Source organism: Mesorhizobium sp. CA6 (genome assembly GCF_020165035.1).
GTDB lineage: Bacteria > Pseudomonadota > Alphaproteobacteria > Rhizobiales > Rhizobiaceae > Mesorhizobium.
Map to the genome: position 1 here is coordinate 365,513 of NZ_JAIUHI010000004.1, position 23,395 is coordinate 388,907.

Annotated in this window: 28 protein-coding genes and 1 pseudogene; 12 read left to right on the forward strand and 17 right to left on the reverse strand. The window is 63.1% G+C overall.

Translation table 11 applies throughout. The features are described 5' to 3' along the window. Positions 1–4 precede the first annotated feature (4 nt). A complete protein-coding gene (gene ppx, locus LB526_RS08450; protein WP_224627249.1) occupies positions 5–1,540 on the reverse strand; it encodes an exopolyphosphatase in 1,536 nt (511 codons plus the stop codon). Next, the gene (locus LB526_RS08455; RefSeq protein ID WP_095768434.1) at positions 1,537–3,732 is read right to left on the reverse strand and encodes an RNA degradosome polyphosphate kinase; all 2,196 of its coding nucleotides are present in this window, start codon (positions 3,730–3,732) and stop codon (positions 1,537–1,539) included. The genes ppx and LB526_RS08455 overlap by 4 nt, the downstream gene beginning before the upstream one ends. 252 nt (positions 3,733–3,984) lie before the next feature. On the opposite strand from LB526_RS08455, the gene LB526_RS08460 reads away from it, so the two are divergent. Further along, positions 3,985–4,230, forward strand: coding sequence for a zinc-finger domain-containing protein (locus LB526_RS08460; RefSeq protein ID WP_027169907.1), 246 nt, complete (start codon positions 3,985–3,987; stop codon positions 4,228–4,230). A gap of 15 nt (positions 4,231–4,245) precedes the next feature. Further along, positions 4,246–5,478: an FAD-dependent monooxygenase gene (locus LB526_RS08465; protein WP_224627251.1), complete on the forward strand. Its 1,233-nt coding sequence runs from the start codon at positions 4,246–4,248 to the stop codon at positions 5,476–5,478. A gap of 58 nt (positions 5,479–5,536) precedes the next feature. Here LB526_RS08465 and LB526_RS08470 read toward each other — a convergent pair. The 5 genes and pseudogenes from LB526_RS08470 to LB526_RS08490 all read right to left on the reverse strand — a co-directional run bounded on the left by LB526_RS08470 (position 5,537) and on the right by LB526_RS08490 (position 10,639). Next, positions 5,537–6,208: pseudogene (locus LB526_RS08470) on the reverse strand (TIGR02117 family protein). A gap of 172 nt (positions 6,209–6,380) precedes the next feature. Then, on the reverse strand, positions 6,381–7,130 hold the full coding sequence (locus LB526_RS08475; RefSeq protein WP_176477089.1) for an amino acid ABC transporter ATP-binding protein: 750 nt from the start codon (positions 7,128–7,130) through the stop codon (positions 6,381–6,383). 68 nt (positions 7,131–7,198) lie between these two features. Next, the gene (locus LB526_RS08480; protein WP_095768429.1) at positions 7,199–8,356 is read right to left on the reverse strand and encodes an amino acid ABC transporter permease; all 1,158 of its coding nucleotides are present in this window, start codon (positions 8,354–8,356) and stop codon (positions 7,199–7,201) included. Between the two features lie 4 nt (positions 8,357–8,360). Next, complete coding sequence (locus LB526_RS08485; RefSeq protein WP_224627253.1) at positions 8,361–9,548, reverse strand: amino acid ABC transporter permease; 1,188 nt, start codon at positions 9,546–9,548, stop codon at positions 8,361–8,363. A gap of 62 nt (positions 9,549–9,610) precedes the next feature. After that, positions 9,611–10,639, reverse strand: coding sequence for an amino acid ABC transporter substrate-binding protein (locus tag LB526_RS08490; protein WP_095768427.1), 1,029 nt, complete (start codon positions 10,637–10,639; stop codon positions 9,611–9,613). 467 nt (positions 10,640–11,106) lie between these two features. On the opposite strand from LB526_RS08490, the gene LB526_RS08495 reads away from it, so the two are divergent. The 5 genes from LB526_RS08495 to LB526_RS08515 all read left to right on the forward strand — a co-directional run bounded on the left by LB526_RS08495 (position 11,107) and on the right by LB526_RS08515 (position 15,531). Next, positions 11,107–12,279 (forward strand): cystathionine beta-lyase, encoded by a 1,173-nt coding sequence (locus LB526_RS08495; RefSeq protein WP_224627256.1) that lies wholly within the window; start codon positions 11,107–11,109, stop codon positions 12,277–12,279. 144 nt (positions 12,280–12,423) lie between these two features. Next, a complete protein-coding gene (locus LB526_RS08500; RefSeq protein WP_224627258.1) occupies positions 12,424–13,122 on the forward strand; it encodes an RNA polymerase sigma factor in 699 nt (232 codons plus the stop codon). 93 nt (positions 13,123–13,215) lie between these two features. Continuing rightward, entirely contained in the window at positions 13,216–13,740 is a 525-nt protein-coding gene (locus LB526_RS08505) for a DUF4142 domain-containing protein (protein WP_140840753.1), read from the forward strand. Between the two features lie 86 nt (positions 13,741–13,826). Beyond that, a complete protein-coding gene (locus tag LB526_RS08510; protein ID WP_224601801.1) occupies positions 13,827–14,123 on the forward strand; it encodes a cupredoxin family copper-binding protein in 297 nt (98 codons plus the stop codon). 322 nt (positions 14,124–14,445) lie between these two features. Next, the gene (locus LB526_RS08515; protein ID WP_224627260.1) at positions 14,446–15,531 is read left to right on the forward strand and encodes an HPP family protein; all 1,086 of its coding nucleotides are present in this window, start codon (positions 14,446–14,448) and stop codon (positions 15,529–15,531) included. 101 nt (positions 15,532–15,632) lie between these two features. Here the strand turns inward: LB526_RS08515 and LB526_RS08520 are convergent, their stop codons facing one another. Both LB526_RS08520 and LB526_RS08525 read right to left on the reverse strand, forming a co-directional pair. Continuing rightward, positions 15,633–16,856, reverse strand: coding sequence for an anion transporter (locus LB526_RS08520; protein ID WP_140840747.1), 1,224 nt, complete (start codon positions 16,854–16,856; stop codon positions 15,633–15,635). 675 nt (positions 16,857–17,531) lie between these two features. Then, positions 17,532–17,696 (reverse strand): DUF3309 family protein, encoded by a 165-nt coding sequence (locus tag LB526_RS08525; protein WP_095768421.1) that lies wholly within the window; start codon positions 17,694–17,696, stop codon positions 17,532–17,534. 202 nt (positions 17,697–17,898) lie between these two features. Between LB526_RS08525 and LB526_RS08530 the strand changes: the two genes are divergently transcribed. The 3 genes from LB526_RS08530 (at position 17,899) to LB526_RS08540 (ending at position 18,981) form a co-directional block, all read left to right on the forward strand. Further along, positions 17,899–18,066 carry a Thivi_2564 family membrane protein gene (locus tag LB526_RS08530; RefSeq protein WP_095768420.1) on the forward strand — a complete coding sequence of 56 codons (168 nt, stop codon included), beginning with the start codon at positions 17,899–17,901 and terminating at the stop codon, positions 18,064–18,066. 48 nt (positions 18,067–18,114) lie between these two features. Then, positions 18,115–18,420, forward strand: a complete 306-nt coding sequence (locus tag LB526_RS08535) for a hypothetical protein (protein ID WP_224601476.1) — start codon at positions 18,115–18,117, stop codon at positions 18,418–18,420. Between the two features lie 120 nt (positions 18,421–18,540). Beyond that, positions 18,541–18,981, forward strand: a complete 441-nt coding sequence (locus tag LB526_RS08540; RefSeq protein ID WP_224601474.1) for a GFA family protein — start codon at positions 18,541–18,543, stop codon at positions 18,979–18,981. A gap of 149 nt (positions 18,982–19,130) precedes the next feature. Here the strand turns inward: LB526_RS08540 and LB526_RS08545 are convergent, their stop codons facing one another. Then, a complete protein-coding gene (locus LB526_RS08545) occupies positions 19,131–19,433 on the reverse strand; it encodes a hypothetical protein (protein ID WP_224601472.1) in 303 nt (100 codons plus the stop codon). Between the two features lie 99 nt (positions 19,434–19,532). On the opposite strand from LB526_RS08545, the gene LB526_RS08550 reads away from it, so the two are divergent. Beyond that, the gene (locus LB526_RS08550) at positions 19,533–20,078 is read left to right on the forward strand and encodes a hypothetical protein (RefSeq protein WP_095768417.1); all 546 of its coding nucleotides are present in this window, start codon (positions 19,533–19,535) and stop codon (positions 20,076–20,078) included. Between the two features lie 26 nt (positions 20,079–20,104). Here LB526_RS08550 and LB526_RS08555 read toward each other — a convergent pair whose 3' ends face one another. Further along, complete coding sequence (locus LB526_RS08555; protein ID WP_224601470.1) at positions 20,105–20,365, reverse strand: hypothetical protein; 261 nt, start codon at positions 20,363–20,365, stop codon at positions 20,105–20,107. Between the two features lie 171 nt (positions 20,366–20,536). On the opposite strand from LB526_RS08555, the gene LB526_RS08560 reads away from it, so the two are divergent. Then, positions 20,537–20,731, forward strand: a complete 195-nt coding sequence (locus tag LB526_RS08560) for a hypothetical protein (RefSeq protein WP_140840737.1) — start codon at positions 20,537–20,539, stop codon at positions 20,729–20,731. Positions 20,732–20,843: 112 nt separating this feature from the next. On the opposite strand, the gene msrA is transcribed toward LB526_RS08560, so the two are convergent. From msrA to LB526_RS08590, 6 genes are all read right to left on the reverse strand, one after another. Continuing rightward, complete coding sequence (msrA, locus tag LB526_RS08565; protein ID WP_095768415.1) at positions 20,844–21,365, reverse strand: peptide-methionine (S)-S-oxide reductase MsrA; 522 nt, start codon at positions 21,363–21,365, stop codon at positions 20,844–20,846. Positions 21,366–21,519: 154 nt separating this feature from the next. Next, a complete protein-coding gene (locus tag LB526_RS08570) occupies positions 21,520–21,840 on the reverse strand; it encodes a hypothetical protein (protein WP_140545448.1) in 321 nt (106 codons plus the stop codon). Further along, positions 21,840–22,034, reverse strand: coding sequence for a hypothetical protein (locus LB526_RS08575; protein ID WP_224601467.1), 195 nt, complete (start codon positions 22,032–22,034; stop codon positions 21,840–21,842). The genes LB526_RS08570 and LB526_RS08575 overlap by 1 nt, the downstream gene beginning before the upstream one ends. Next, complete coding sequence (locus LB526_RS08580; protein ID WP_224601466.1) at positions 22,019–22,258, reverse strand: ABC transporter permease; 240 nt, start codon at positions 22,256–22,258, stop codon at positions 22,019–22,021. Before LB526_RS08580 ends, LB526_RS08575 begins: the two co-directional genes overlap by 16 nt. 109 nt (positions 22,259–22,367) lie before the next feature. Continuing rightward, the gene (locus tag LB526_RS08585; RefSeq protein WP_140840730.1) at positions 22,368–22,571 is read right to left on the reverse strand and encodes a hypothetical protein; all 204 of its coding nucleotides are present in this window, start codon (positions 22,569–22,571) and stop codon (positions 22,368–22,370) included. Further along, positions 22,568–23,320, reverse strand: a complete 753-nt coding sequence (locus LB526_RS08590) for a glycoside hydrolase family 108 protein (RefSeq protein ID WP_224601464.1) — start codon at positions 23,318–23,320, stop codon at positions 22,568–22,570. Before LB526_RS08590 ends, LB526_RS08585 begins: the two co-directional genes overlap by 4 nt. Positions 23,321–23,395 lie beyond the last annotated feature (75 nt).

Sequence of the window (23,395 nt, forward strand, 5' to 3'; positions counted from 1 at the left end):
TCCGTTATTTCACCGAGACGCTCGGCCCGCCCTCGACCGCGAGCACCAGGCGGCGATTGGTGATACGCGCCAGTTGCGCCAGCCGGCCGGCCGGGCGCTCACCATAGAGGTCGGAAAGCGAGGCCGGCAGCACCAGCGCGAGCGCTCCGTTGCCGCGGTTCTCCCATTTCAGCCTCGGCATCACGCCCGGCATAGCCGCCGTCAGCAGATAGACGACGCGCATCATGGCCGCCAGCGTGCGGGCGCGTTCCAGAAGGCGCGGCGGCGCCAGCGCCTTGATCTCGGGTGCGATGCCGTCGTTGAAGACGCCGTCATGGCGATAGGCGTTGGCCAGAGCCAGATAGGCGCGGCCCGGATGGTCGACGCCGGTGAAGGAGGCATGCGCGATAATGTTGAGCGACTGCCGGCCGCGATATTCCGGATGCGCGCGCCAGCCGATATCGGCAAGCAGGCAGGCGGCATGACGGTAACGCGCCTCATCCTCCGTCTCGTCGATGCCGAAGGCCTTGAAGGCCTTGCCGGTCCATTCGACCAGGTCATGCGCGTGATGCACCGAGCGCGAGCGCAATAGCGCCAGTTCCTCGGCGGCCGAGATCAGCGGGTCGGCCTTCTGCTCGGCGGCGTCGAGCAGCGAATAGAGGAAGCCCTCGCGCACGCCCTGCGCCGAGACGACGATCTTCGACGGCTGCATGGCCGACATGATCTCCTGCAGCACGACGGCACCGTAGGGCAAGAGCGAGCGGCGGTTCTTGGAAACGCCCTCGATGCCCCTCACCTTCTCGACCTCGCTGCGGGCGACCTGCTTGAGGAAAGTCTGCGCGCTGTCGGCCGATATCTCGTAGTGATGCATGACGCCGAGCGGGTAGTTGTTCATCTCCATATGCAGCCGGGCAAGGTTTCGCCAGGTGCCGCCGACTGCGTAGAAAACCCTGCCCTGCCCGCCCTTCAGAAGCTTCGCCCGCGCCAGTTCCTGGCGCGCGATCTTTTGGGCCTGCACGAGCGAGTTCTTCGCCATATCCTGCAGGCGCAGGCCGCCGAGCGGCAGCGTGATGCCGTCGCCCATCGCTTCGCCATTGATGTCGATCAGCTCAAGGCTGCCGCCGCCAAGATCGCCGGCGATGCCGTTGGCCGGATGGAACCCGGAAATGACGCCGAGCGCCGAATAATAGGCCTCCTGACGGCCGGTGAGCACGCGGATCTCGGTCTTCAGCACCTCCTCGGCACGGTGGATGAAATCGGGGCCGTTGCCAGCTTCGCGCGCCGCGGCGGTAGCTAGCACATACATATGTTCAGCGCCCGCCTGGTCCGACAGCGCGCGGAACCGGCGGAATTCCTCCATCGAGCGCGTCACCGCCTCCGGGTCGAGCTTGCCCGTCGAGACGATGCCGCGGCCGAGGCCCGCCAGCATCTTCTCATTGAACAGGAGCGTGGGCGAGCGCGCCAACCCCTCATAGACGACAAGGCGGATCGAGTTCGATCCGATGTCGATGATCGACAGCGGCCGCCGGTCCTGAAGCCGGCCCTGGGAAACTGCAGTCACGCGGCGCTGTTCTTCTTGCGGCGCTTGAACTGGGCAATGCGCTTGGGCGCATGCGATTTCAGCGCGTCGCCCCGCCCGGAGAGGCTCGGATTGGTCATGAAATATTCCTGCGCGTTGAACGGCTCCTCGCCCTCCTCCAGCACAGCGCGCCGGGAGGTGCCGTCAGCCAATACGTCGAAACTTTGCTGGTTGTCCATGATGTTGCCCAGCATGATCTGGCCAAGCACCTGTTCATGCACAGTTGGGTTGGTGATCGGCACCAGGGTCTCGACGCGGCGGTCGAGATTGCGCGGCATCATGTCGGCCGACGAGATGTAGACGACCGCCTCGTCGGACGGCAGGCCGTGGCCGTTGCCGAAGCAGAAGATGCGGCTATGCTCGAGAAAGCGGCCGACGATCGATTTCACCCTGATGTTCTCGGAAAGACCCGGCACCTGCGGCCGCAGACAACAGATGCCGCGCACGACGAGGTCGACCTCGACGCCGGCGCGGCTGGCGTCGTAAAGCGCGTCGATGACGGTCGGATCGACCAGCGCGTTCATCTTCATCCAGATGCGCGCCGGTCGGCCGTCGCGGGCATGAACGATCTCGTCCAAGATGTGTTTCAGGATGCGCTTGCGCAGCGTGAAGGGCGATACGGCAAGGCGCATCTCCTCGGCGGGCTCGGCATAGCCGGTGATGAAATTGAAGAGCTGCGCGACATCGCGCGCGATCGTCGGGTCGGTGGTGAAGAAGGACAGGTCGGTGTAGATACGGGCGGTAACCGGGTGGTAGTTGCCGGTGCCGAGATGCACGTAGTTGCGCAGCCGGCCATCCTCGCGGCGCACGATCAAAGACATCTTGGCGTGGGTCTTCAGCTCCAGGAAGCCGAACACGACCTGGACGCCGGCGCGCTCGAGGTCGCGCGCCCAACGGATGTTAGCTTCCTCGTCGAAGCGCGCCTTGAGCTCGACAAGTGCCGTGACCGACTTGCCGGCCTCGGCGGCGTCGATCAGCGCGCGCACGATCGGGCTGTCGTTAGAGGTGCGGTAGAGCGTCTGCTTGATCGCCACCACTTCCGGGTCGGCAGCGGCCTGGCGCAGGAACTGCACCACCACGTCGAAGGACTCGTAGGGGTGATGGACGACGATGTCCTTCTCGCGGATGGCGGCGAAGCAGTCGCCGCCATGCTCGCGGATGCGCTCGGGAAAGCGCGGATTGTAGGGGGTGAATTTGAGGTCGTCGCGCGGAATGGCGACAATCTCGGAGATCTGGTTGAGCGCCAGCGGGCCGGTGAGCACGCTGATTCGGCTCGACGACACGCCGAGCTCGCCGGCGACGAAGTCCCGCAACGCAGCCGGCATCAGCGTGTCGAATTCGATGCGGATCACCGAGCCGCGACGGCGCCGCTTCAGCGCCGTTTCGAACAGGCGCACCAGGTCTTCCGACTCTTCCTCGACCTCGATGTCGCTGTCGCGGATGATGCGGAACGTGCCGGAGCCCTTGACCTCGTAGCCGGGGAAAAGCTTGCCGATATAGATGCCGACCACTTCCTCCAGCGGAATGAAGCGGACATGGTTCTTGCGGTCGGGCAGGCGGATGAAACGCCTGAGCGCCACCGGCAGGCGCAGCAGCGCGCTCATCTCCTCGCCATTCTTGCGATGGCGCAATTGCAGGGCGATGGAAAAGCCGAGATTGGGGATGAACGGAAACGGATGCGCCGGGTCGATCGACAGCGGCGTCAGCACCGGGAAAACCTGTTCCTGGAAATGCTCCTCCAGCCAGGCCTTCTCATCCTTGGTCAGCGCGTCGCGGGTGATGCTCTCGATGCCTTCCTTGTTGAGCAGCGTCATCAGCGCCGAGAGGCTCTTCTGCTGGTCTTCCTGAAGGCGCTCGACCTCCCGCAACAATTGTTCCAGCTGCTGTTCGGGCGTGCGGCCGTCCGGGCTCTTCAGTGCGATGCCCTCGCGGACCTGGCCGGCAAGGCCGGCGACGCGAACCATGAAGAACTCGTCGAGATTGGCGGCAGAAATCGACAGGAAGCGGACGCGTTCAAGCAGCGGATGATGCTCGTTCAGCGATTCCTCCAGCACGCGGCGGTTGAATTGCAGCCAGGAGAATTCGCGGTTGACGAAACGATCGGGATTGCCGCCGTCGGGGCTTGCGGCCTCGACGGTTATGAACTCGCTCTGCACAGGCTTCAGTTCGTTCATGGTTTCCTGCTCTTGCCCGCAACCGTTCCCAGGAGGCGCCGCATACTGCCGTTCAACGACGCTCTAGCATGTCTTTATGACGCATGATCGTCACGGAATCGCTCCGGCACCGGCCCCATGCGCTTAACCGGCTCAACTTATCCTCTGCCAGCCTTTTGCGACAGTTTGATTTCATCGATCTTGCAAACTGGCCTGTTATGCTCCAGATGCAAACTGGTCACACCCACTGGCCGAACCCAATTGGAGACGACGATGGCAGGCGGCAGCATTCCCCATTTCCAGAACGACGCGGGCCATCCGGTCATCGAGATCGGCGTCAAGGAATTCATGTGCACCGGCGCCAACCCGCCTTTCGACCATCCGCACGTATTCCTCGACATGGGCGACGACAATGAAAAGGTCTGCCCTTACTGCTCGACGCTCTACCGCTATTCACCGTCGCTGAAGGCGACGGAAACGCAGCCGGCCGGCTGCCTCTATGTCGACCAGGCCGCCTGATCGCCCCGATCAACCATGACTGAAATAAGGTCCCGGCAGATCGTCATCGCCGGGGCTGGCATTGCCGGGCTCGTGGCGGCGCTTGCCTTTGCCGAGCGTGACTTCCCGGTAACACTGTTCGAGCAGGCCAGGCAACTCGAAGCGGCCGGCGCCGGCCTCCAGCTTTCCCCCAACGCGACCCGGATCCTGCGGCGGCTCAGCGTGCTCGATCGCCTGCTGCCCAACGCGATCCGGCCGCGAGCGGTGGTGCTGAAGGACGCAAGGAGCCTGCGAGAGCTGGCGCGCGTGCCGCTTGGGGAAACCGCAGAAAAGCGCTGGGGGGCGCCCTATCTCGTGGCGCACCGCGCCGACCTGCAGGCGGCGCTGAAGGCGGCAGTGGCGGAACGGCCCGGTATCGCGCTTGTCACCGGTGCGCGCGTTACCGGCTTTGCCGTCGACCCGCAAAGCGTTACCGCGACGGTCGAGATCGACGGCAAGGCGACGGATGTCGCATGCGGTTTGCTGGTTGCAGCCGACGGCGTCTGGTCGTCGGTTCGCGCCCAGCTTGCCCGGACGGCCGGCTTTGCGGTAAGCCGCTTTTCGGGCGAGCTCGCCTGGCGCGCGACGGTCACGGCGCAAAGCGCCGCCGGCCAGGCCTTTATGCAAATCGGAACCACCGACAGCGTCACCACTTTCCTGCATCCCGGCTTCCACATGGTCGCCTATCCGGTGAGCACGGGCAGCGCCGTCAACCTTGCCGCCTTCACCAAGGGCGAGCGCATTGCCGAAGGCTGGTCCGGCCATGCCGACCCTGCGATTCTTTCGGCTGCCATGCGAGGCACGGCGGCAGCGCTGGCGGAGCTGGCGGCGCTTGCCGGGCCGTGGACAGCCTTCCCCATCCACACGGTCGCGCAGCGGCGCTGGACCATGGCGGAGGGAGTAGCACTGATCGGTGACGCTGCGCACGCCATGACGCCGTTCGCGGCGCAAGGCGCGGCCATGGGGATCGAGGACGCCGCTATGCTCGCCAATCTCGTTGCCGATTTCCCCGGCGATCCAGCTCGAGGCCTTGCCATCTGGGAAAATCTCAGACGCCCGCGCGTCGAGAAGGTGCTGAAACGCGGCGCTCTCAATCGGCTGGCCTGGCACGCCTGGGGGCCGGTGGCGATCGCGCGCAACCTGGTGCTGGCGGCGCGACCGGCGGAAAAGCTCGCGGCGGACCTGGACTGGCTCTATGGCTGGGAAGAGCGGAAGGTAGTGAGGCGGTAGCGCGCCCGACGGCCAGATAGACTGGCAGGACAGAGGGAGGCCAAGGAATGAGGCGCTTCTAATTATACAGGCTCAGCGACCAACCCCAATGACATCGGCAGCGGGTTCCACAAACCTGTCCGGATGCCGGCGGTGCGCAGCGCCGCCGCGGTCACGTATTGCAACCGACCAGCGCGTTGAAATGGCCGTTGGCCTCGTAGAAACGGTCGAAAGTTGAATAGCCCGCATTTTCAATCGCCATCGGCCCGCCCGCCTCTCCCTGCCGGAAGCCTGCCGCGATATCGTCGAGCAGCGCCGAGAAATGGTCCTCATCGATGTCAAAACCGGCGACATCCGGATGCGGCTCAAGAATAGCGCCCGCGACATCGACATGCATCACCGCGGCGTCGAGCGTAAGCGCCTTCAGCACCGGCATGGTCTTCAATTGCGACCAGGTCGGCGTCTCCAGATAGAAGGCGCGGCCGCCCCAGCCGAAGACGATGTAGCGCGCCCCCGGAGCCTCGATCGGCAGGCCGGTATCGGCGAGAAAGGCAAAGCGCCGGCGCACGCCGTCATCGAGGGGCACGGCGATGTCGGTGTGGATCGGGTTCTTCAACACCAATATGTGCCGCGTCCCCTTGCCTTCGGCCCGTGCCGCCGGCCAGAACGGACGCGGCACCAACGTGCCAAGCGCAGCGGCAAGCACCGCCGCTCCCAACAGCATCACCATACATCGCAGGACTCGTCTCATCGGGCGCGGTCGTTCCGTCTCGTCTGCGTCAACCCCAGGATAACCTGGACGATCAGGCTAGACGATTTCGCAGCGTCAACCAAAAATGAGCCGATCCTTGTCCGATCGCCCGAATGCAAAAAAGCCCGGCTGTTTCCAGCCGGGCTTCCTAAAATCTAGCGATCGCGCCCGCTCAGTGCAGGATCTGCGACAGGAAAAGCTTTGTGCGTTCATGGCGCGGATGGTCGAAGAATTCGGCCGGCGTGTTCTGCTCGACGATCTGGCCCTGATCCATGAAGATTACGCGGTTGGCCACCTTGCGGGCAAAGCCCATCTCGTGGGTGACGCAAAGCATGGTCATGCCCTCTTCCGCCAGCCCCACCATCGTCTCCAGCACTTCCTTGATCATTTCCGGGTCGAGCGCCGAGGTCGGCTCGTCGAACAGCATGATGCGCGGATTCATGCACAGCGAGCGCGCGATCGCAACGCGCTGCTGCTGCCCGCCGGAGAGCTGGCCCGGATATTTGTTGGCCTGTTCCGGTATCTTGACGCGCTTAAGGAAATGCATGGCGATTTCCTCGGCCTGCTTCTTCGGCATCTTGCGCACCCAGATCGGCGCCAGCGTGCAGTTCTCCAGGATGGTCAGATGCGGGAACAGGTTGAAATGCTGGAACACCATGCCGACCTCGCGGCGCACCTCGTCGATCTTCTTCAGATCGTTGGTGAGTTCCTTGCCGTCGACGATGATCTTGCCCTTCTGGTGCTCTTCCAGCCGGTTGATGCAGCGGATCATGGTCGACTTGCCGGAGCCGGACGGACCGCAGATGACGATGCGCTCGCCACGCATCACCTTGAGGTTGATGTCCTTCAGCACATGGAACTCGCCATACCATTTGTGCATGCCGACGATGTCGATGGCGACATCGGTGGTGGAGATGTGCATCTTGGCGGCGTTGACCTTGATTTCTTCCGCGCTGACGGCGTTTTCGGTGGCCATAACCTGTTCCCTTTTTATCGTTTATAACCGGTGTCGAGCCGGCGTTCGGTGTACATTGAATAGCGCGACATGCCGAAGCAGAACAGCCAGAAAACGAAGGCGGCAAAGATCAGGCCGGATCTCGCGGTCTGCGGGGTCGCCCAGTTTGCATCGGCGAAATTCTGCTTCACCACGCCGAGCAGGTCGAACATCGAGATGATCAGGACCAGGCTGGTGTCCTTGAACATGCCTATGAAGGTGTTGACGATGCCCGGAATGACCAGCTTCAGCGCCTGCGGCAGCACGATCAGGCTCATCTTCTGCCAGTAGCCGAGGCCGAGCGAATCGGCGCCCTCATACTGGCCCTTCGGGATCGCCTGCAAGCCGCCGCGAATCACTTCGGCCATGTAGGCGGCGGCAAACAGCGACACACCGATCAACGCACGCAGATACTTGTCGAAAGTAACGCCCGCGGGCAGGAACAGCGGCAGCATGACGCTGGCGAAGAACAGCACCGTGATCAGCGGAATGCCGCGCACCGTCTCGATGAAGACGATACAAAGCCATTTGATGATCGGCATCTTCGAACGGCGCCCGAGCGCCAGCACGATGCCCAAAGGCAGCGACACCGCAATGCCGACGAAGGAGAGGCTGAGCGTCACGAGAAGCCCGCCCCAGCGCGAGGTCTCGACCACCGGCAGGCCGAACACGCCGCCAAGCAGCAGGAAGAAGGCGACGATCGGCAGCGCTACGAACAACAGCACCGCATTCAATCCCTTGCGCGGCACGCGCGGGATCAGCATCGGCACCAACAGCGCCACGAACAGGATGGCGACCAGGATCGGCCGCCAGCGCTCCTCGATCGGATAGGTGCCGAACATGAACTGGCCGAACTTGGCGTTGACGAAAGCCCAGCAGGCACCGGTCCAGCCGTCGGGCTGGATGCCGCCTTGCGTGACGGTGGTGCAGACGGTGCGATCCGGCCCGGTCCACTGGGCATTGAGGAAGGCCCAGCTGATGACCTGCGGCAGGATCCAAAGCACGATGGCGATGCCGAGGATTGTGAGGACGGTGTCGCCGACCGAACCGATCAGGTTCTTGCGCACCCAGGCATAGGCGCCGCGTTCGGTAGGCGGGGCCGGCTGGGCAAGCGCCATCTCGGTGCGCACCCAGGACATGTCATGTTCCTGCATGGCCCTACCTCTCCACCAGCGCCATTCTGGCATTGACGATATTCATGACAAAGGACGTCACCAGGCTCAGCACCAGATAGGCGATCATCATGATGAAAACGCCCTCCACCGCCTGCCCGGTCTGATTGAGCACCGTGCCGGCGGTGGCGGTAAGGTCCGGATAACCGATAGCGATCGCCAGCGAGGAGTTCTTGGTCAGGTTGAGATACTGGCTGGTGAGCGGCGGGATGACTATGCGCATCGCCTGCGGGATGACCACCAGCCGCAGGATCGGACCGGAGCGGAGGCCGAGCGCCGCCGCCGCTTCGCTCTGCCCTTTGTTGACGCCCCTGATGCCGGCGCGCACGATCTCGGCGATGAAGGCCGCCGTGTAGAAGGAGAGCGCCAGCAAGAGCGACAGGAATTCCGGCTTGACCCAGAAGCCACCGGTCAGGTTGAAGGTCGATTGCTTCGGAAAATCGAAGGTGAGCGGCATGCCGCCGAGCAGGAAGGCCAGCACCGGCAGGCCGACGATAAGTGCGACCGATGTCCAGAAGACCGGAAATTGCTGGCCCGTCGCCTTCTGCCGCTGTCGCGCCCTGTGGGCGACGAACCAGACCATTGCAATGGCGAGCAGCAGTGCGACGCCGATCAGCCAGGAGCCATCGCCCCAAACGGCGCGCGGAAAATAGAAGCCGCGCTGGTTGAGGAACGAGCCGAAAGGCAGGTGGATGCTCTCGCGCGGCGGCGGCAGCACGGCCAGCACGCCGGAATACCAGAAGAAGATGACCAGCAGCGGCGGGATGTTGCGGAAGATCTCGACATAGACCGTGCAGATCTTGCGGATCAGCCAGTTCTGCGACAGGCGGCCGATGCCGATGGCGAAGCCCACGATGGTCGCAAGCACGATGCCGGCGGCGGCGACAATGATCGTGTTGAGCAAACCGACGGCCAGCGCGCGGAAATAGGTCGAATCGGACGTATAGGCGATCGGCGTGTCGGAAATGTCGAAGCCGGCCCTGCTCCTGAGAAAACCGAAGCCCGACGCGATGTGCAGACGCTGGAGGTTTTCGATGACGTTGTGGACGATCCACCAGATCGAACTGAACAGCAGGATCACGACCAGCGTCTGAAAGAACAGGCTGCGAATTCTCGGGTCATTGATGAAGGAGCCGCGACTCGGCTCCTCGCGAAGGATTTCCTGCGAAGCCATGGACCGTCCTCTGGAAAGAGAAACCGGGAGACAGACGACCTGCCTCCCGGATCACGTTTCAATCAGCGGATCGGCGGACCGTATTGCAGGCCGCCCTTGGTCCACAGCGCGTTGATGCCGCGCGCGATCTTGAGCGGGCTGCCCGAGCCGACATTGCGCTCAAACATTTCGCCGTAGTTGCCGACAGCCTTGACGATGTTGACGACAAAGTCGTTGGAGAGGCCGAGATCGGCGCCATACTTGCCGTCCGGTTCAGTGCCGAGAAGGCGCTGGATGTTCGGGTCGGTCGACGCCTTCATCTCATCGACATTGGCCTGCGTGATGCCTGCTTCCTCGGCGTTGAGCAGCGCGAAATACGTCCAGCGCGCGATATGCGCCCACTGGTCATCGCCCTGGCGCACGGCCGGGCCGAGCGGCTCCTTGGAGATGATCTCGGGCAGCACGACATGGTCGGCCGGCGAGGAGAGCGTCAGACGGATACCATAGAGGCCGGACTGGTCTGTGGTGTAAGCATCGCAGCGGCCGGCGTCATAGGCGGCGTTGACCTCTTCAAGCTTCTCGAACACGACGGGGTTGTACTCCATCTTGTTCTTCTTGAAGTAGTCGGCGAGATTGAGCTCGGTGGTGGTGCCGCTCTGCACGCACACGGCGGCGCCCGAAAGCTGCAGCGCGGAATTCACGCCGGGCAGCTTCTTGGCGTTGATCATGAAGCCCTGGCCGTCATAGTAGGTGATGCCGACAAAATCGAGGCCGAGCGCGCTGTCGCGGTTGCTGGTCCAGGTGGTGTTGCGCGACAGGATGTCGATCTCGCCCGACTGCAAGGCGGTGAAACGCTCCTTGGCGCTGAGCGGCGTGAACTTGACTTTGGAGCCGTCACCGAAGACAGCGGCCGCAACGGCGCGACAGAAGTCCGCGTCGATGCCCTTCCAGTCGCCCTTGTCGTCCGGCGCCGAGAAGCCGGCGAGGCCGGTCGAGACGCCGCACTGGATAAAGCCCTTCTGCTTCACGGTATCGAGCGTGCCGGCCGAGGCGGCAGACGCCATGAACCCGAGCGCGGCGACGCCAAGAATGCCGATTGCAATGTGTTTCATGACCCACAGACCCTTTTCTGTTACAGGCGCCCCTATTGCCAGGCGACGCTTGATCTTTTTTCGTTTGTGAATGCAGCTCCCACTCCAAGGCCCACTCCCGGGACCCGCATCGGTTGCCGATGCGCTGCCTCCCATTCACGAAACGCATCGAAGGCGATTATTCCTGTGAGGTCAAGGGAAATGACCGATTCCAGGGAGGTTTGGAAAGCAATTGGCGCAAATGCCTGAATTGCGGACAAGAGCACATGAAACCGGCAGGCCGTGCGAACAAATCAGCCAAGTCGCGCCGTCGCGAGTCCGTGGTCCGGCGATAGAATCCGCTGCGGCACTAGCGGTGCTCTACTGGGCTTGTGCGCCTTTGGATTGGCCCAGCGGAAGACCGGCTTTTGGCGGGCCGGGCGCGGTTGCGCCGGCTTTGCCGCCGCTTTATGGCTGGTCCCCTGACATCATTCGATAGGCGACGAACCATGGCTAGAGACGGCATCGAGATGGGCATCAACACGCTGCTTGCCCATTCCGGCAACAACCCGCGCGACTATTTCGGCTTCGTCAACCCGCCGGTCGTGCATGCCTCGACAGTGCTTTATCCCGACGCCGCTTCGATGGCTGGGCGCAGCCAGAAATACACTTACGGCACCCGCGGCACCCCGACGATGGACGCGCTGACGCTCGCCGTCGATGCGCTGGAAGGCTCGGCCGGCACGATCGCGGTGCCTTCCGGACTGGCGGCGGTGACGGTGCCGCTGCTCACCTTCCTTGCCGCGGGCGATCACTTGTTGATCGTCGACAGCGTCTACCACCCGACGCGCCACTTCGCCGACACGATGCTGAAGCGGCTCGGCGTCGAGATCGAATATTACGAGCCGCGCATCGGCGCCGGCATCGCTTCGCTGATCAAGCCAAACACAAAGGTGGTGTTCACCGAATCGCCGGGATCGAACACTTATGAGGTGCAGGACATCCCGGCGATCTCCAAGGCGGCACATGCGGCGAACGCCATCGTCATGATGGACAACACCTGGGCGACACCGCTCTATTTCAAGCCGCTCGACCATGGCGTCGACATCTCGATCCACGCGGCGACGAAATATCCGGCCGGTCATTCCGACGTGCTGCTCGGCCTGGTTTCGGCCAACGACGCCTGCTGGACAAAGCTTTATGATGGGTTTTGCGCGTTGGGCTGCTGTTCCGGTCCCGACGATATCTACCAAGTGCTGCGCGGCCTGCGCACGATGGGCGTGCGGCTCGAGCATCACCGCAAGAGCGCGCTCGACATCGCGCGCTGGCTGGAGGAGCAGCCTGGCATCGCGCAGGTGCTGCATCCGGCGCTGGAAAGCCATCCCGACCATGCGCTCTGGAAGCGCGATTTCTGCGGCTCGAGCGGAGTCTTCTCGATCGTGCTCAACAGCGGCGGCCAGAAGGCCCAGCACGCCTTTCTCGACGCGCTCAAGATCTTCGGCCTCGGTTATTCCTGGGGCGGCTATGAAAGCCTCGCCGTTCCGGTTTTCCTCGGCGACCGCATGCTTGCCAGAGGCTCGTATGCCGGCTCGCTGATCCGTCTGCAGGTCGGGCTCGAGGATGTCGAAGATCTCAAGACCGACATTCTGCGCGGACTCGCGGCGGCCGCCGCAGCCGGATGACAGGATGATCGGCACGGAATCCGCACCGGCGGCAGACAAGCCCCGGTCGAAGCGGTAGCATGGGGTCGTGCAGCCAGCTCGGGAACCTTTTGTCGGCAGGCGCATCCAACCGTGGATGCAACATCTGTCGGGAGATCGGGCGCGATGATAAAGCCCGCCATCGAAACCGCCGAGGTCGGTACGACCGAAGCCGGCGACATGGCATTGGTTCGCCGGGCGCTTGCGCGCGATCCGAATGCGTTCCGTGCCATCATCAAGACGTACAACCAGCGACTCTACCGCATCGCGCGCGGCGTGGTGCGAAACGACGCGGAGGCCGAGGACATCGTGCAGGAGGCCTATTTGCGCGCCTTCGCCAGTCTCAGCAGCTTTCGCGGCGAGGCTTCGCTCTCCACCTGGCTGTCGCGCATCGTCATCAACGAAGCGCTCGGCCGGCTGCGCAAGCGCAAGCGCGTCGCGGCCATGCATGAGAACCCGGAGGCGCAGATCATCCGGTTTCCCTTGAATCCAACCGACTTGAACCCAGGCGACGATCCGGAGCGGACGATGGCGCAGCGGCAGATTCTGAGGCTTGTCGAACGGGCGACCGACAGCCTTCCCGATGTCTATCGCACCGTGTTCGTCGCCCGCGTCATCGAGGGCCTGAGCATCGAGGAAACCGCCGATTTTCTCGGCGTGAGGCCCGAGACGGTGAAGACCAGGCTGCACCGGGCGCGAACGCTGGTGCGAAAGGCACTGGACGACGAGATCGGTCCGGTGCTGCTCGACGCCTTCCCCTTTGCAGGCCGGCGTTGCGAGCGGCTGACGCAGGCGGTGATGAAAAGGCTGGATTTCGAGGTCTAACTTTCCCGGGAACGTTTTGACGCGTCCGGCATCCAATCTACCGTCAACCTCAAATGAAGCCCGAGGCCAGCGCCGTCGGGCGAAGGAGATGCCATGTTCATGCGATCAACCGCCGCCCTCGCCGCTCTTTTCTTCGTGAGCACGGCGCCACTGGCGCTAGCCGCCGAAAAGCCCACCGATCCGCAGATCGCCCACATTGCCTATACGGCCGGCACGCTCGACATCGAAGCGGCCAAACTGGCGATCAAGAAGTCCAAGAACAAGGAGGTCGTCGACTTCGCCAAAGACATGGAGCGCGACCACGAGGCGGTGAACAAGCAGGCGCTCGACCTCGTGAAGAAGCTGAAGGTCACGCCCGAGGACAACGACACCAGCAAGGCCCTGACCAAGGCTGCGAAGGAAGAAGACGCCAAGCTGGCGAAGCTCAAGGGTGCCGCCTTCGACAAGGCCTATATCGAGAACGAAGTGGCCTATCACAAACAGGTCAACGGCGCGCTCGAAACCTTGCTTATCCCCTCGGCAAGCAATGCCGAACTGAAGGACCTGCTGGAGACCGGCCTCAAGATTTTCCGGGGGCATCAGCAACATGCCGAACACGTCGCCGGCATGTTGAAATGAGGCTGCTATTGCTTTGTTTTGAGGCAATTCCTGACGGAAGGCTACGGCGAAGTCGCTGCGCCCAACCGTTTCACACTTTTCCAGGAATTGCTTTGCTCACTCTGGCGCTGGCGCTCATCGCATCGCCGGCGTTCGCGGGGACGATCGAGATAACGATCGACAAGCTGGTCTTCTCGCCCGCAAACATTCAGGCCAAGGTCGGCGATACGATCGAGTGGACGAACAAGGACGTGATCGCCCACACCGCGACGGTGAAAGGCGGCTGGGACGTGATGATCCCGGCAAAGTCGAAGGGCAAGGTTACGCTGAAGGCGGCGGGAACAGCGGACTATTTCTGCCGCTTCCATCCCAACATGAAAGGCCATGTCGAGGTGGCGCCCTAGCTATCCGAGAGCGAGGCGCGCGCAGCGCCTCGCTTGACCTTGCAGCAATCCTCCCATGCCCCAGCCTCAGCGCCGCGCGCCGCACTCGCACACTTTCGCCTAGGCCAGACATTCGGGCGAATTGCCGAACCGACTCTGCAAACCGTCGTAAAGGCTTGGCGCGATTGAGAAAGCCGAGGCCGCTGGCGGCGCGTCCTGCGCGGATCGCTGTGCAATAATATTCCCTTCAGCGGCGAATCTACGGATTGGTTTGGCTTTCAAATCCGCGGCTTCAGCGGCATTGCGGGCAACGCAATTCCACCTCTTCGATCCAGGGCCTGCCATGGCGTTTCGCCTTTTCGTTCCGATCCTTGCTGGCGCGACGCTTCGCGAGCGGCTGCTTGCCTGCATCGGCGCTACCATCGGTATCGCGCTCACCGGCATGATCAGCGGGCTCGCCATGGGTAGCGGCCCGCTTGTGGCGATGCTGGTGGCGCCAATGGGCGCTTCGGCGGTGCTGCTCTTTGCCGTTCCCTCGAGCCCGCTGGCGCAGCCCTGGTCGATCATCGGCGGCAACACGATTTCGGCGCTGGTTGGCGTGACGGTGGCGCATTTTGTGCATGACACGGTGATCGCCTCCGGCCTAGCGGTGGCACTGGCGATCGCCGCCATGTCGTTCACGCGCTCATTGCATCCGCCGGGCGGCGCAGCGGCGCTTACCGGCGTGCTCGGCGGGCCGGCCGTAGCCGCCGCGGGCTTCCTGTTTCCCTTCGTGCCGGTAGCACTCAACTCGACCATCCTGGTTGCGCTCGGCTTCCTTTTCCACAAGCTGTCGCGGCGCAACTATCCCCATGTGCACGTGCCCACCGCCCGCGGCCACGGCACCGCCGACCGGCCGCCGGCCGAGCGCGTCGGCTTCCGGCCCGAGGATGTCGACGCCGCCCTCTCGGCGCTCGACGAGACCTTCGACATCGACCGTGACGACCTGGAGCGCCTGCTGCGCCAGGTCGAGTTGCAGGCCATGGTGCGCTCGCAGCGTACGCTGCTTTGCAAAGACATCATGTCGCGCGATGTGATCTCCGTGGCGGAAAAGGCCTCGGCCGACGACGCGCGCAAACAGCTGATCGACCACAATATCCGCACCTTGCCGGTGATCGACGCGGACGGTCGGCTCTCCGGCGCGGTCGGCCTGCGCGAGCTGACAAGGGCGACCGACACGGTCAAAGGGGTGATGTCTAAGGCCGGCACCGCCCTTCCCGACACCCCGGCGATGAGCCTGCTACCGGTGCTGACCGACGGGCGAAGCCATGCGGTGGTGATCGTCGATGCCGAGCGGCGCATCCTCGGCCTGATCACCCAGACCGACCTGCTCGCGGCCGCCGCACGCCTGCAGCAGGCAGACAGGGTGCCGTTGAAGGCGGTGGCCTAAGCAAGGCCCTCACCCCGGCAAGCCGACTGCCAGGTCGAGACGCTGCCGCCGGTCATGTCGCCGCGGCGCCCTCGATCAGGCGGTCCGAAGGGACAGCGTCTTCAGGCCCAGGCCAGCCAGGCGGTTCCGGCAAGAAGCGTCACCAGCGTCAGCGGCAGGCCGACCTTAAAGAAAGCCGAGAAGGAAAGCTCCTTGCCGGCAGCTTTTGCCTGCTCGGCGACGATTAGATTGGCAACCGAGCCGAGCAGCGTGAAATTGCCGGCAAGCGTCGAGCTCATCGCCACGACCAGCCAGGCGCGCGCCGGGTTTTCCAGCCCAGGAACGAAGGGCCGGAGCGCCAGCACCGCCGGCACATTGCTCATGATGTTGGAAAGCACCGCGGTGAAGCCGGAGAGCCGCCAGACATCGTCGAGTCCGATGTTCTTGGCCCAGGCGATCATGTCGGGCGTGAGCAAGGTGCGCTCGGCACCCGCCACCACCACGAACAAGCCGGCGAACATGAAGAGCAGCGGTCCGTCGATCTCGCGGTAAATGCGCCGCGGCTTGATTGCCCGCGTGACCAGCAGGAAGGCGCCGGCAATGAGCGCCGCCTTCGCGACGGGAACGCCGGCGAAAAAGGCGAGCGCCAGCAACACGCAGACGATGGTGGCCTTCAGCACCTGCCCGGGCAGCATGCGGCCGCGATAGACTTCCGGGCTGAGTTCGGCAGGGCGGGAGAATTCGGCCCGGTAGACGATGCGCACGATGACGATGACGCAGAGCAGGCCGAACAGCGCCACCGGCGCGAGCGCCAGCGTGAAAGCCGGATAGGAAATGCCGGACAGCGCACCGATCACCATGTTCTGCGGGTTGCCTGTGATGGTGGCGACGCTGCCGCAGTTCGAGGCCGTGCAGGTAGCGATGAGATAAGGCACCGGGTTGCGGTTGATGACTCGTGTGACGTGCACGACGATCGGCGCCATCACCAGGCAGATCGCGTCATTGACCAGGAAGGCCGAGAGCGCGCCGGTCAGCAGCGTCACCATTACCAAAAGCATGAAGGGCGCGTGGGCATGCTCGATGGCAAAGCCGCCGAGCGCCCGAAACGCGCCCGAGACCTTCAGATGCGCCACGACGATCATCATGCCGAGCAGCAAGGTTATGGTGTCGAAATTGATGGCTCTGTAGGCATCCTCGATGCCGATCGCGCCGATGGCGATCATGGCGGCGCCGCCCAGCAACGCGATGCCGGCGCGGTCGAGCCGCAGGCCCGGAATACGGCCGACGGCGACGCCGGCATAGGTGAGCACGAGGATGAAAAGCGCGCCCGCGCCGGTCCATGTCATTGCAAGAAGGTTCCCTTTGCGTGCCCTGATCCGTCGACGCATCGGGCGGCACCACATTTAACAACGCCAGCGCAAAGGGAAAGCGCACAAGCGCGTGAAAGCCTTATGTCGCTTTCTCGCCTTTCACATTCATAAACCCTAATGTAAAGAATAGTGAATTAACATATGTGACCGATAATCCAGGCGTTGGGGACTAAACGGATGAACACGGTCGTTGAGGCGGAACATGGCGTCCCGTCACGGGAGGAACTGATGCGTCCGCAGGAATGCTCCCGCTGTCACGGGGCCAAGAAGGTTTTCGTTTGCGCGCGCTGGCTGAGCTCGAACGGCCATTGCTGCCCAGAGGGCACGCACCGGCTGAATTGTCCGGGACACAGTATAGTGTGCCTCGAATGCAGTGGGCGCGAGGGCTAGCGGGATTCGCGGATCGGCCGCCGGTCGACCGCAACGCCGCCGAATCCTGTTCGGTGGCAGCAATGATCATCTGACTGCGATGCGCCCTGCGACGGCAAATGCTTCCGCTCCTTGCCGTCGTCGCGCTGATCGCCGCCTAGCCCGCCAAAACTAGCCGAAACGCAGATCGGGAACCGCGACGCCAGCCGCGAGGCAACCGCCCGGCGGCGAAGCTGAGGGACGCGCTGGCGACACTCTGAGGCCTGGTCGCATCGTGGGCCGTCAGATGCGGCCGAGCAACACCAGGATGATCACGATGACCAGGACGAGTCCGAGGCCGCCGCCGCCATAATAGCCGGTGCCGTAGAAAGGCCCTCCGCCTAAGCCGCTGAAGCCGCCAAGCAGGGCAAGAATGAGAATGATGATGAGAATCGTGCCGAGGCCCATGGTTTCTTCCTCTCTGACAGTGCGATCCCGCGCATTGCTATCGAGGAAGTGAACTCGCAAGCCGCGCGCATGTTCCGCCGACGTCGAAGCCGGCTTCTGCTTTCGGACGACACGATCGGTGGCTCAATCCGCTTGGAACCATTTCGCAGCCGGCAACGTTGGAGCCTGCCCATCCGGGCAATCTTGATAAGAAGGCAGGCAAATGGGCGTATCGATCCTTATCGGCATATTGATCACTTTCCTGGTGGTGATCCTGGTGCTTTACCTCGTGCAACGCCTGCCGCTCGATGCCCGCGCGCGCCAGATCGCGCAGATCATCGTCATCATCATCGGAATCGTTTCGCTGCTCAAATATCTTGCGGTGTTCTAGCCGCGATCCATATTCGACACCCGGAAACTTCAAAAACCTGGCGTCCCCATGAGAACCCTGTTGATTGCACTTGCCGTAGGCAAAATGTTGTGCGCCGGCCCAATGTTGTGCACCGTGAGCGCCGCCTACGCCCGGCCGGACACACGCGCGATGACTTGCGAGCAGACGCAGACGCTGATCAAAAGTGATCGTGCCGTGGTCTTGAGCACAGGCGCGGATACTTATGACCGATTCGTTCGGCAATTCGGCAATGAGTGCGACTGGCCGGAAGTGCCTGTGTCGACGACGGTTCCGACCAAAGACGGCGAGTGCCGCGTCTATCGGTGCGAGGAGCCGATCAACCTCCCCGACTGACCGTGCTTCTTGCACGCAGGCGTGGAACCATCGCAACTTGTTGCGGGTTTTAGCAGCGGGCAGCGGGACCTGCCGGGGCGAGCGAAATTGGCTCTGTGCATAGCCGCAGGAGGAACAGCAATGCCTGAAATCGCGCGCAGCGGGAGTTGCCTGTGTGGCGGGGTGCAGTTCCGCGTCACTGGGGAGCCGCTCCGGGTCGGCCTCTGTCACTGCAAGGACTGCCGCAAGACAAGCGGATCGGCCTTCCATGCCTACGCCGTATGGCCGCTAAAAGCGTTCGAAACCACCGGCATCACCAGCAGCTATGGCGCTCGGAGCTTTTGCCCCACCTGCGGAAGCCGCGTTCCGTTCGTTGGCCACGACGAGGCCGAAGTGACGATCGGTAGCCTGGACGTTGCGCCAACCGAAGGGCTGGTGCCGAGCTATGAACTCTGGATCGGACGCCGCGAGCCCTGGTTGCAGGCCCTGCCCACGGCGCGCCAGTTCGAGCATGACCGGATCGCCGATGATTCGGCCGCAAGCGCTGAAGCCGACCTGGAGCCGCGGCAAAGACTGGCTTAGGTTGATCTCTTGGCAGACTTTAGTCTGAACGACAGAGACCTTCAGTCTGGTGACGGCTTCGGACGTCCGGGAGGACGCCCAGCCGCGGACTGATATGCGCGGGCTTTTCTCGAAGTTTCGCGTTTTTCAACCACCGGTCGGTTTGCCGGTCAATCGGCTGACGCTAGCATTTGGAGATGCTGCAAATATGAGGCGGCAAGCCGGCTTGTGGCTCCCTGCAGCAGCACGCAAAGAGTTTTATTCTTTTTACAAAATATAAGAATTTTCAACCATGCCTCTTGCGGAAATACAGCCTCCGGGGTTGTTTCGCCTGCTTGTCCGCCGCGTTTTCGCGTAAAACGCCAAGCGGCAGTTGCAACATCAAAGTGAAAATTCTTTCGGCTCGAGAAATTTTTCTTCGCCGTCTTTCCGGTTATATCAGCATGACATCCCCGAATTGCCAGTGGCAGCAAGTCTTATGACTTCCGGCCTTGTACAAAAGGCCATGTTTGTTTCTTACCGTTTTTGCGACATAGTGCTGCCAAAGCTTGAAACCGGACGGGGCGGTTTTCATGACGTCGGCGCCTGAACACGGCCGCAACATGCACATGCGGTATCCACCGATCGACGGGTTCTGGACCTGGGACATCAAGCGCGACCGCGTTTATGGCGACGCCAATCTTTCAGATTATTTCGGTCTGACACTCGATGAGTTCTCTCATGGCGCTTCGCTTGAACGATGCATGCAAAGCATCGATCAGGACGATCGTTCACGGGTTCGGCTGGCGATCCGCAAGGCCGTGGAGCGCAGGTCCGCATTCAGGGAGGTCTATAGGGTCCATTCCGAGAAGATGGGGTTGCGCAAGATCCTGGCCGTCGGCCAATGCTATGTTGACGGGACAGGCGAGGCAGCGCTCTATCCCGGCTGGTTCGTCGATTTGACGGACGACGCCGCGTGCGAAGAGCAGGCGCTGCGCGAGATCCGCAACCATGTCGGGCAAGCCAAGGACCTAGCGCGGTCGATCGGACACGACCTGATGTCCTATCTCCTGGATAACATCGAGGAAGAGGTCGAGCAGCGGCTTAGCGCAAGGCTGGGGAGGCGAAGATCGTCTTGAAGCAGCTTTCGCCGATTGCTCGCGGGTCAATTTCGCTTGCCGTGCCGGCCGACTTCAGCCACGACCATGCGCGCAAAATGCGACTGGGGCGACCGGCGCTCTATGAGCTTGGCCCGCTCCAGGGCTGCATCGCCGTAAAATTCGATCAACACGCCGGCAGCCTTGGCGGCGTCGGCTTTCAATCGGCCGAAATCGGCCTGCCCGCTCTCGCTTGGGGGCTCGCTCCTGGCGATCACGTCAAGCATGGCTTGCAACTTGTCAGGAGTGCTGCCCTCGTCTTCGTGCATGGTCGCCATCCGATTGGGCGCGTAAAATATCGACATTTCCGCGCGATGTCCAACAGCTTCGTTGATCGGGCGTCCTCAGTGCAACCGAGTACAGCTTCACCGCGAGCGAGGCGATAATCTTCGTACAAGCATAGTGAGCCAAACTTACCGCACCGACATTTGGGGGCACCCATGGACCAGCCTAGCAAAATGGAAAACCTGCAATTTGCGCAGGGAATCCTGCGAGAACTTCGCCAGAAGGCGGAGGCCGATGGCGAGAAGCTTCTGACCTACCTGATCGACATGGCTTATCTCGAAGCCAGCGACCGCATCCGCGCCCACTGGATCGGCAACCACGAACACGAAGGCCGCCGAGCCAAGGGCTAAGGCCCGCCGGGCCGGGACAACCAGCCGGAACGCAAAAAAGCCCGCCATGCCTTCCGGCACGGCGGGCAGATCAAAGCGTGTGAAGACTATGTCAACACACCGCGGTCGCTGATTATGACGCGGCCGCCTGTTGACGAACCGGAAGCTTCCAGCCCGGCCGTGCGAAATGGCAGGTGTAGCCGTTGGGATAGCGCTCGAGATAGTCCTGATGCTCGGGCTCGGCTTCCCAGAAGGGCCCGACCGGAGCGAGCTCGGTGACGACCTTGCCAGGCCACAGGCCGGACGCGTCGACATCGGCTATCGTGTCCTCGGCGATCCGTTTCTGTTCATCGCTGGTATAGAAAATCGCCGAGCGATAGCTCGCGCCGATATCATTGCCCTGGCGGTTCTTCGTCGTCGGATCGTGGATCTGGAAGAAGAATTCGAGCAGCGTGCGGAAGCTGGTCTTGGCCGGATCGAAGATGATCTCGATCGCCTCGGCGTGGGTGCCGTGGTTGCGGTAGGTGGCGTTGGGGACATCGCCGCCGCTGTAGCCCACTCGCGTCGAGATCACGCCGGGCAAGCGCCGGATCAGATCCTGCATGCCCCAGAAGCAGCCGCCGGCAAGGACCGCACGCTCGGTGGAAGAAGCCATGTCGTACCTCCTTTGGATTGCTCCATAGATAGGCGTTGCGCCTGGATTCTTCCAGCGGCTCGAGCGGGCAAACCGCTGATACCGTCATCTTGGTATCGTGTGGACGATCTCCCGGTCGATGTCTCGATGCCTGCACGGTGTCGGTCCGCCGCGATCAGGAATCCGGCGTTTGTTTGAATCTTCGCACGACCACCTCGAAAACGATGTCCGAGATCCACATGGCCGAGACTCCGATGAGGAAGGCTGCGGCGAGCGTGGTGGTGTCGTCGGCGGCGGGAATTGGCAGGCCGCTTGCCCGGACCCAAGCGACGACAGGCAATGTCAGATAGGCGGCGGCCAAGGCGCCGCAGATGGGCGAGGCAATCATCTCGCGCAGCTTGTAGCGATGGCGCGACAGCGCCCGCAGCACGCCGCCGGCGAGCCCCGCTGCCACGACCTGGCCCTTGATGCCGAGAAGATCGAAGATGTCATGCATCACGGCCTCCAGCCGCAGAGTTTTTCGCCCTTGCGGTTGTGCGCAAGCAGCGCCCTCGCCTCCTGGTCGGACAAGGCATCGACCGCGCTGGCAGAGAGGCGCATCGGCGGCGCGACGGCGCAGAAGCTGCCCCTGGCCGTCGTGCAGCCGGCGAGCGCGGCGACGATGGCGGCGACGATCAATCCCTTGCCCATGACTTCAGCTCCTTTCTGACCGCGTCAGCCGGCAAAGCGCCGACATCGTTGTCGACCTGGTCGGCGACATCCCGGGCCGCGGCCTCGGCGTCGGCCTGCTTGCTGCGCTCAGCCCTTGCGCCTGCGAGGCGCTGGCGGAAGCCCCAGCCGAGCGCGCCGACAAGGCCGGCTCCGATCGCCAGGATTGTCGGATTGGTGAGAAGCCATGCCAGCAGCGCGCTCATAGCAGCGCTCCGATGAGAAGACCGGCGACAAAGCAGGCGGCGCCGATAACGACATACGGGCTGGCGGCTTCGATACAGGCGGTGAGCAGAGCTTTCAGATTTTCCATGGTCAATGCTCCCAGCCGAACCGGCGCGCGAGCAGATGCCACCACTCGGCCGCGGCGGCGATGGCAAGACCGAGGCCGGTCTCCAGCGCCATTTGAATGTCGGGATCGGCAGAGAATGCCGAGGCGTCGTCGGCGCCCAGAAGGCCGCGCGCGACAAGCACGCCCGCGCAATAGCGCAGGGCGACGCGGATGATAACGGCAGTCATCGGCAGAGCACTCCGAAAAGATTGCAAGGAAGATGCGCGGTCCAGGCGATGAGCGAGCCGAGCGCCAGCGCGATCAGGGTGAGAATGCCGGCTACCTTGGCACCCGATGCGGATTTGTGTGGCAGAGTGGGCGCCTCGCCGGCGGCAGGCAATCCGACGCCGGCAGACGCTGCGGCTAGCGGGACGTCATCGGTGGATGCCGGCCTCGGCGAAGCGTATCCCTCAGTCGCCGACGGCGCGGCCGACATCAGCAGCGCCTGCCGGCGCACGGAGGCGACTCGGACGCTCCAGCCCCGGCCGAAGCTCGGCCAGGTCGATAGTTTTTCCAGGAAGGCGAGCCGCGCGTCGCACAGCGCATCGATGACGACGCCGGCGGGTTTTGCCCTCACCGCCGCCAGCGTGGCCGGGCCAATGCGGCCATCCTGAACAACACCGAGCACACCTTGAAGATACTTCGCCGCCCTGCCCGGCCCGCTGTTCACGGCGAAGTCGAAGAGCGCGTAGTCGATGCCGCCGGGGAGCTGAGCGCCCACCACAGCATCCCAATAGAAACGGCGGTAGACGGTGGCGACTTGGTCATCCGAGATGGCGCGCAGATCGGCCTTCGTGGCGTCTGCTTTGACGTAGCGGCGGAAATTGGCGAGCGTAACGCCCTTCATGGTCGCACCGCCGGGGTCGGCGGGGTTGTCGGACCAGCCGCCTTCGGAGGTGAGGACGAGCGAAAGGGCACGCGCAAAGTTGCGGTCCATGGGGGTTCCTTTCCGCCGGGAGGGGCAGTCAATGTTGGCTTTGATGGGGAAGCTGCTAAACTGTGCGCCAAACAG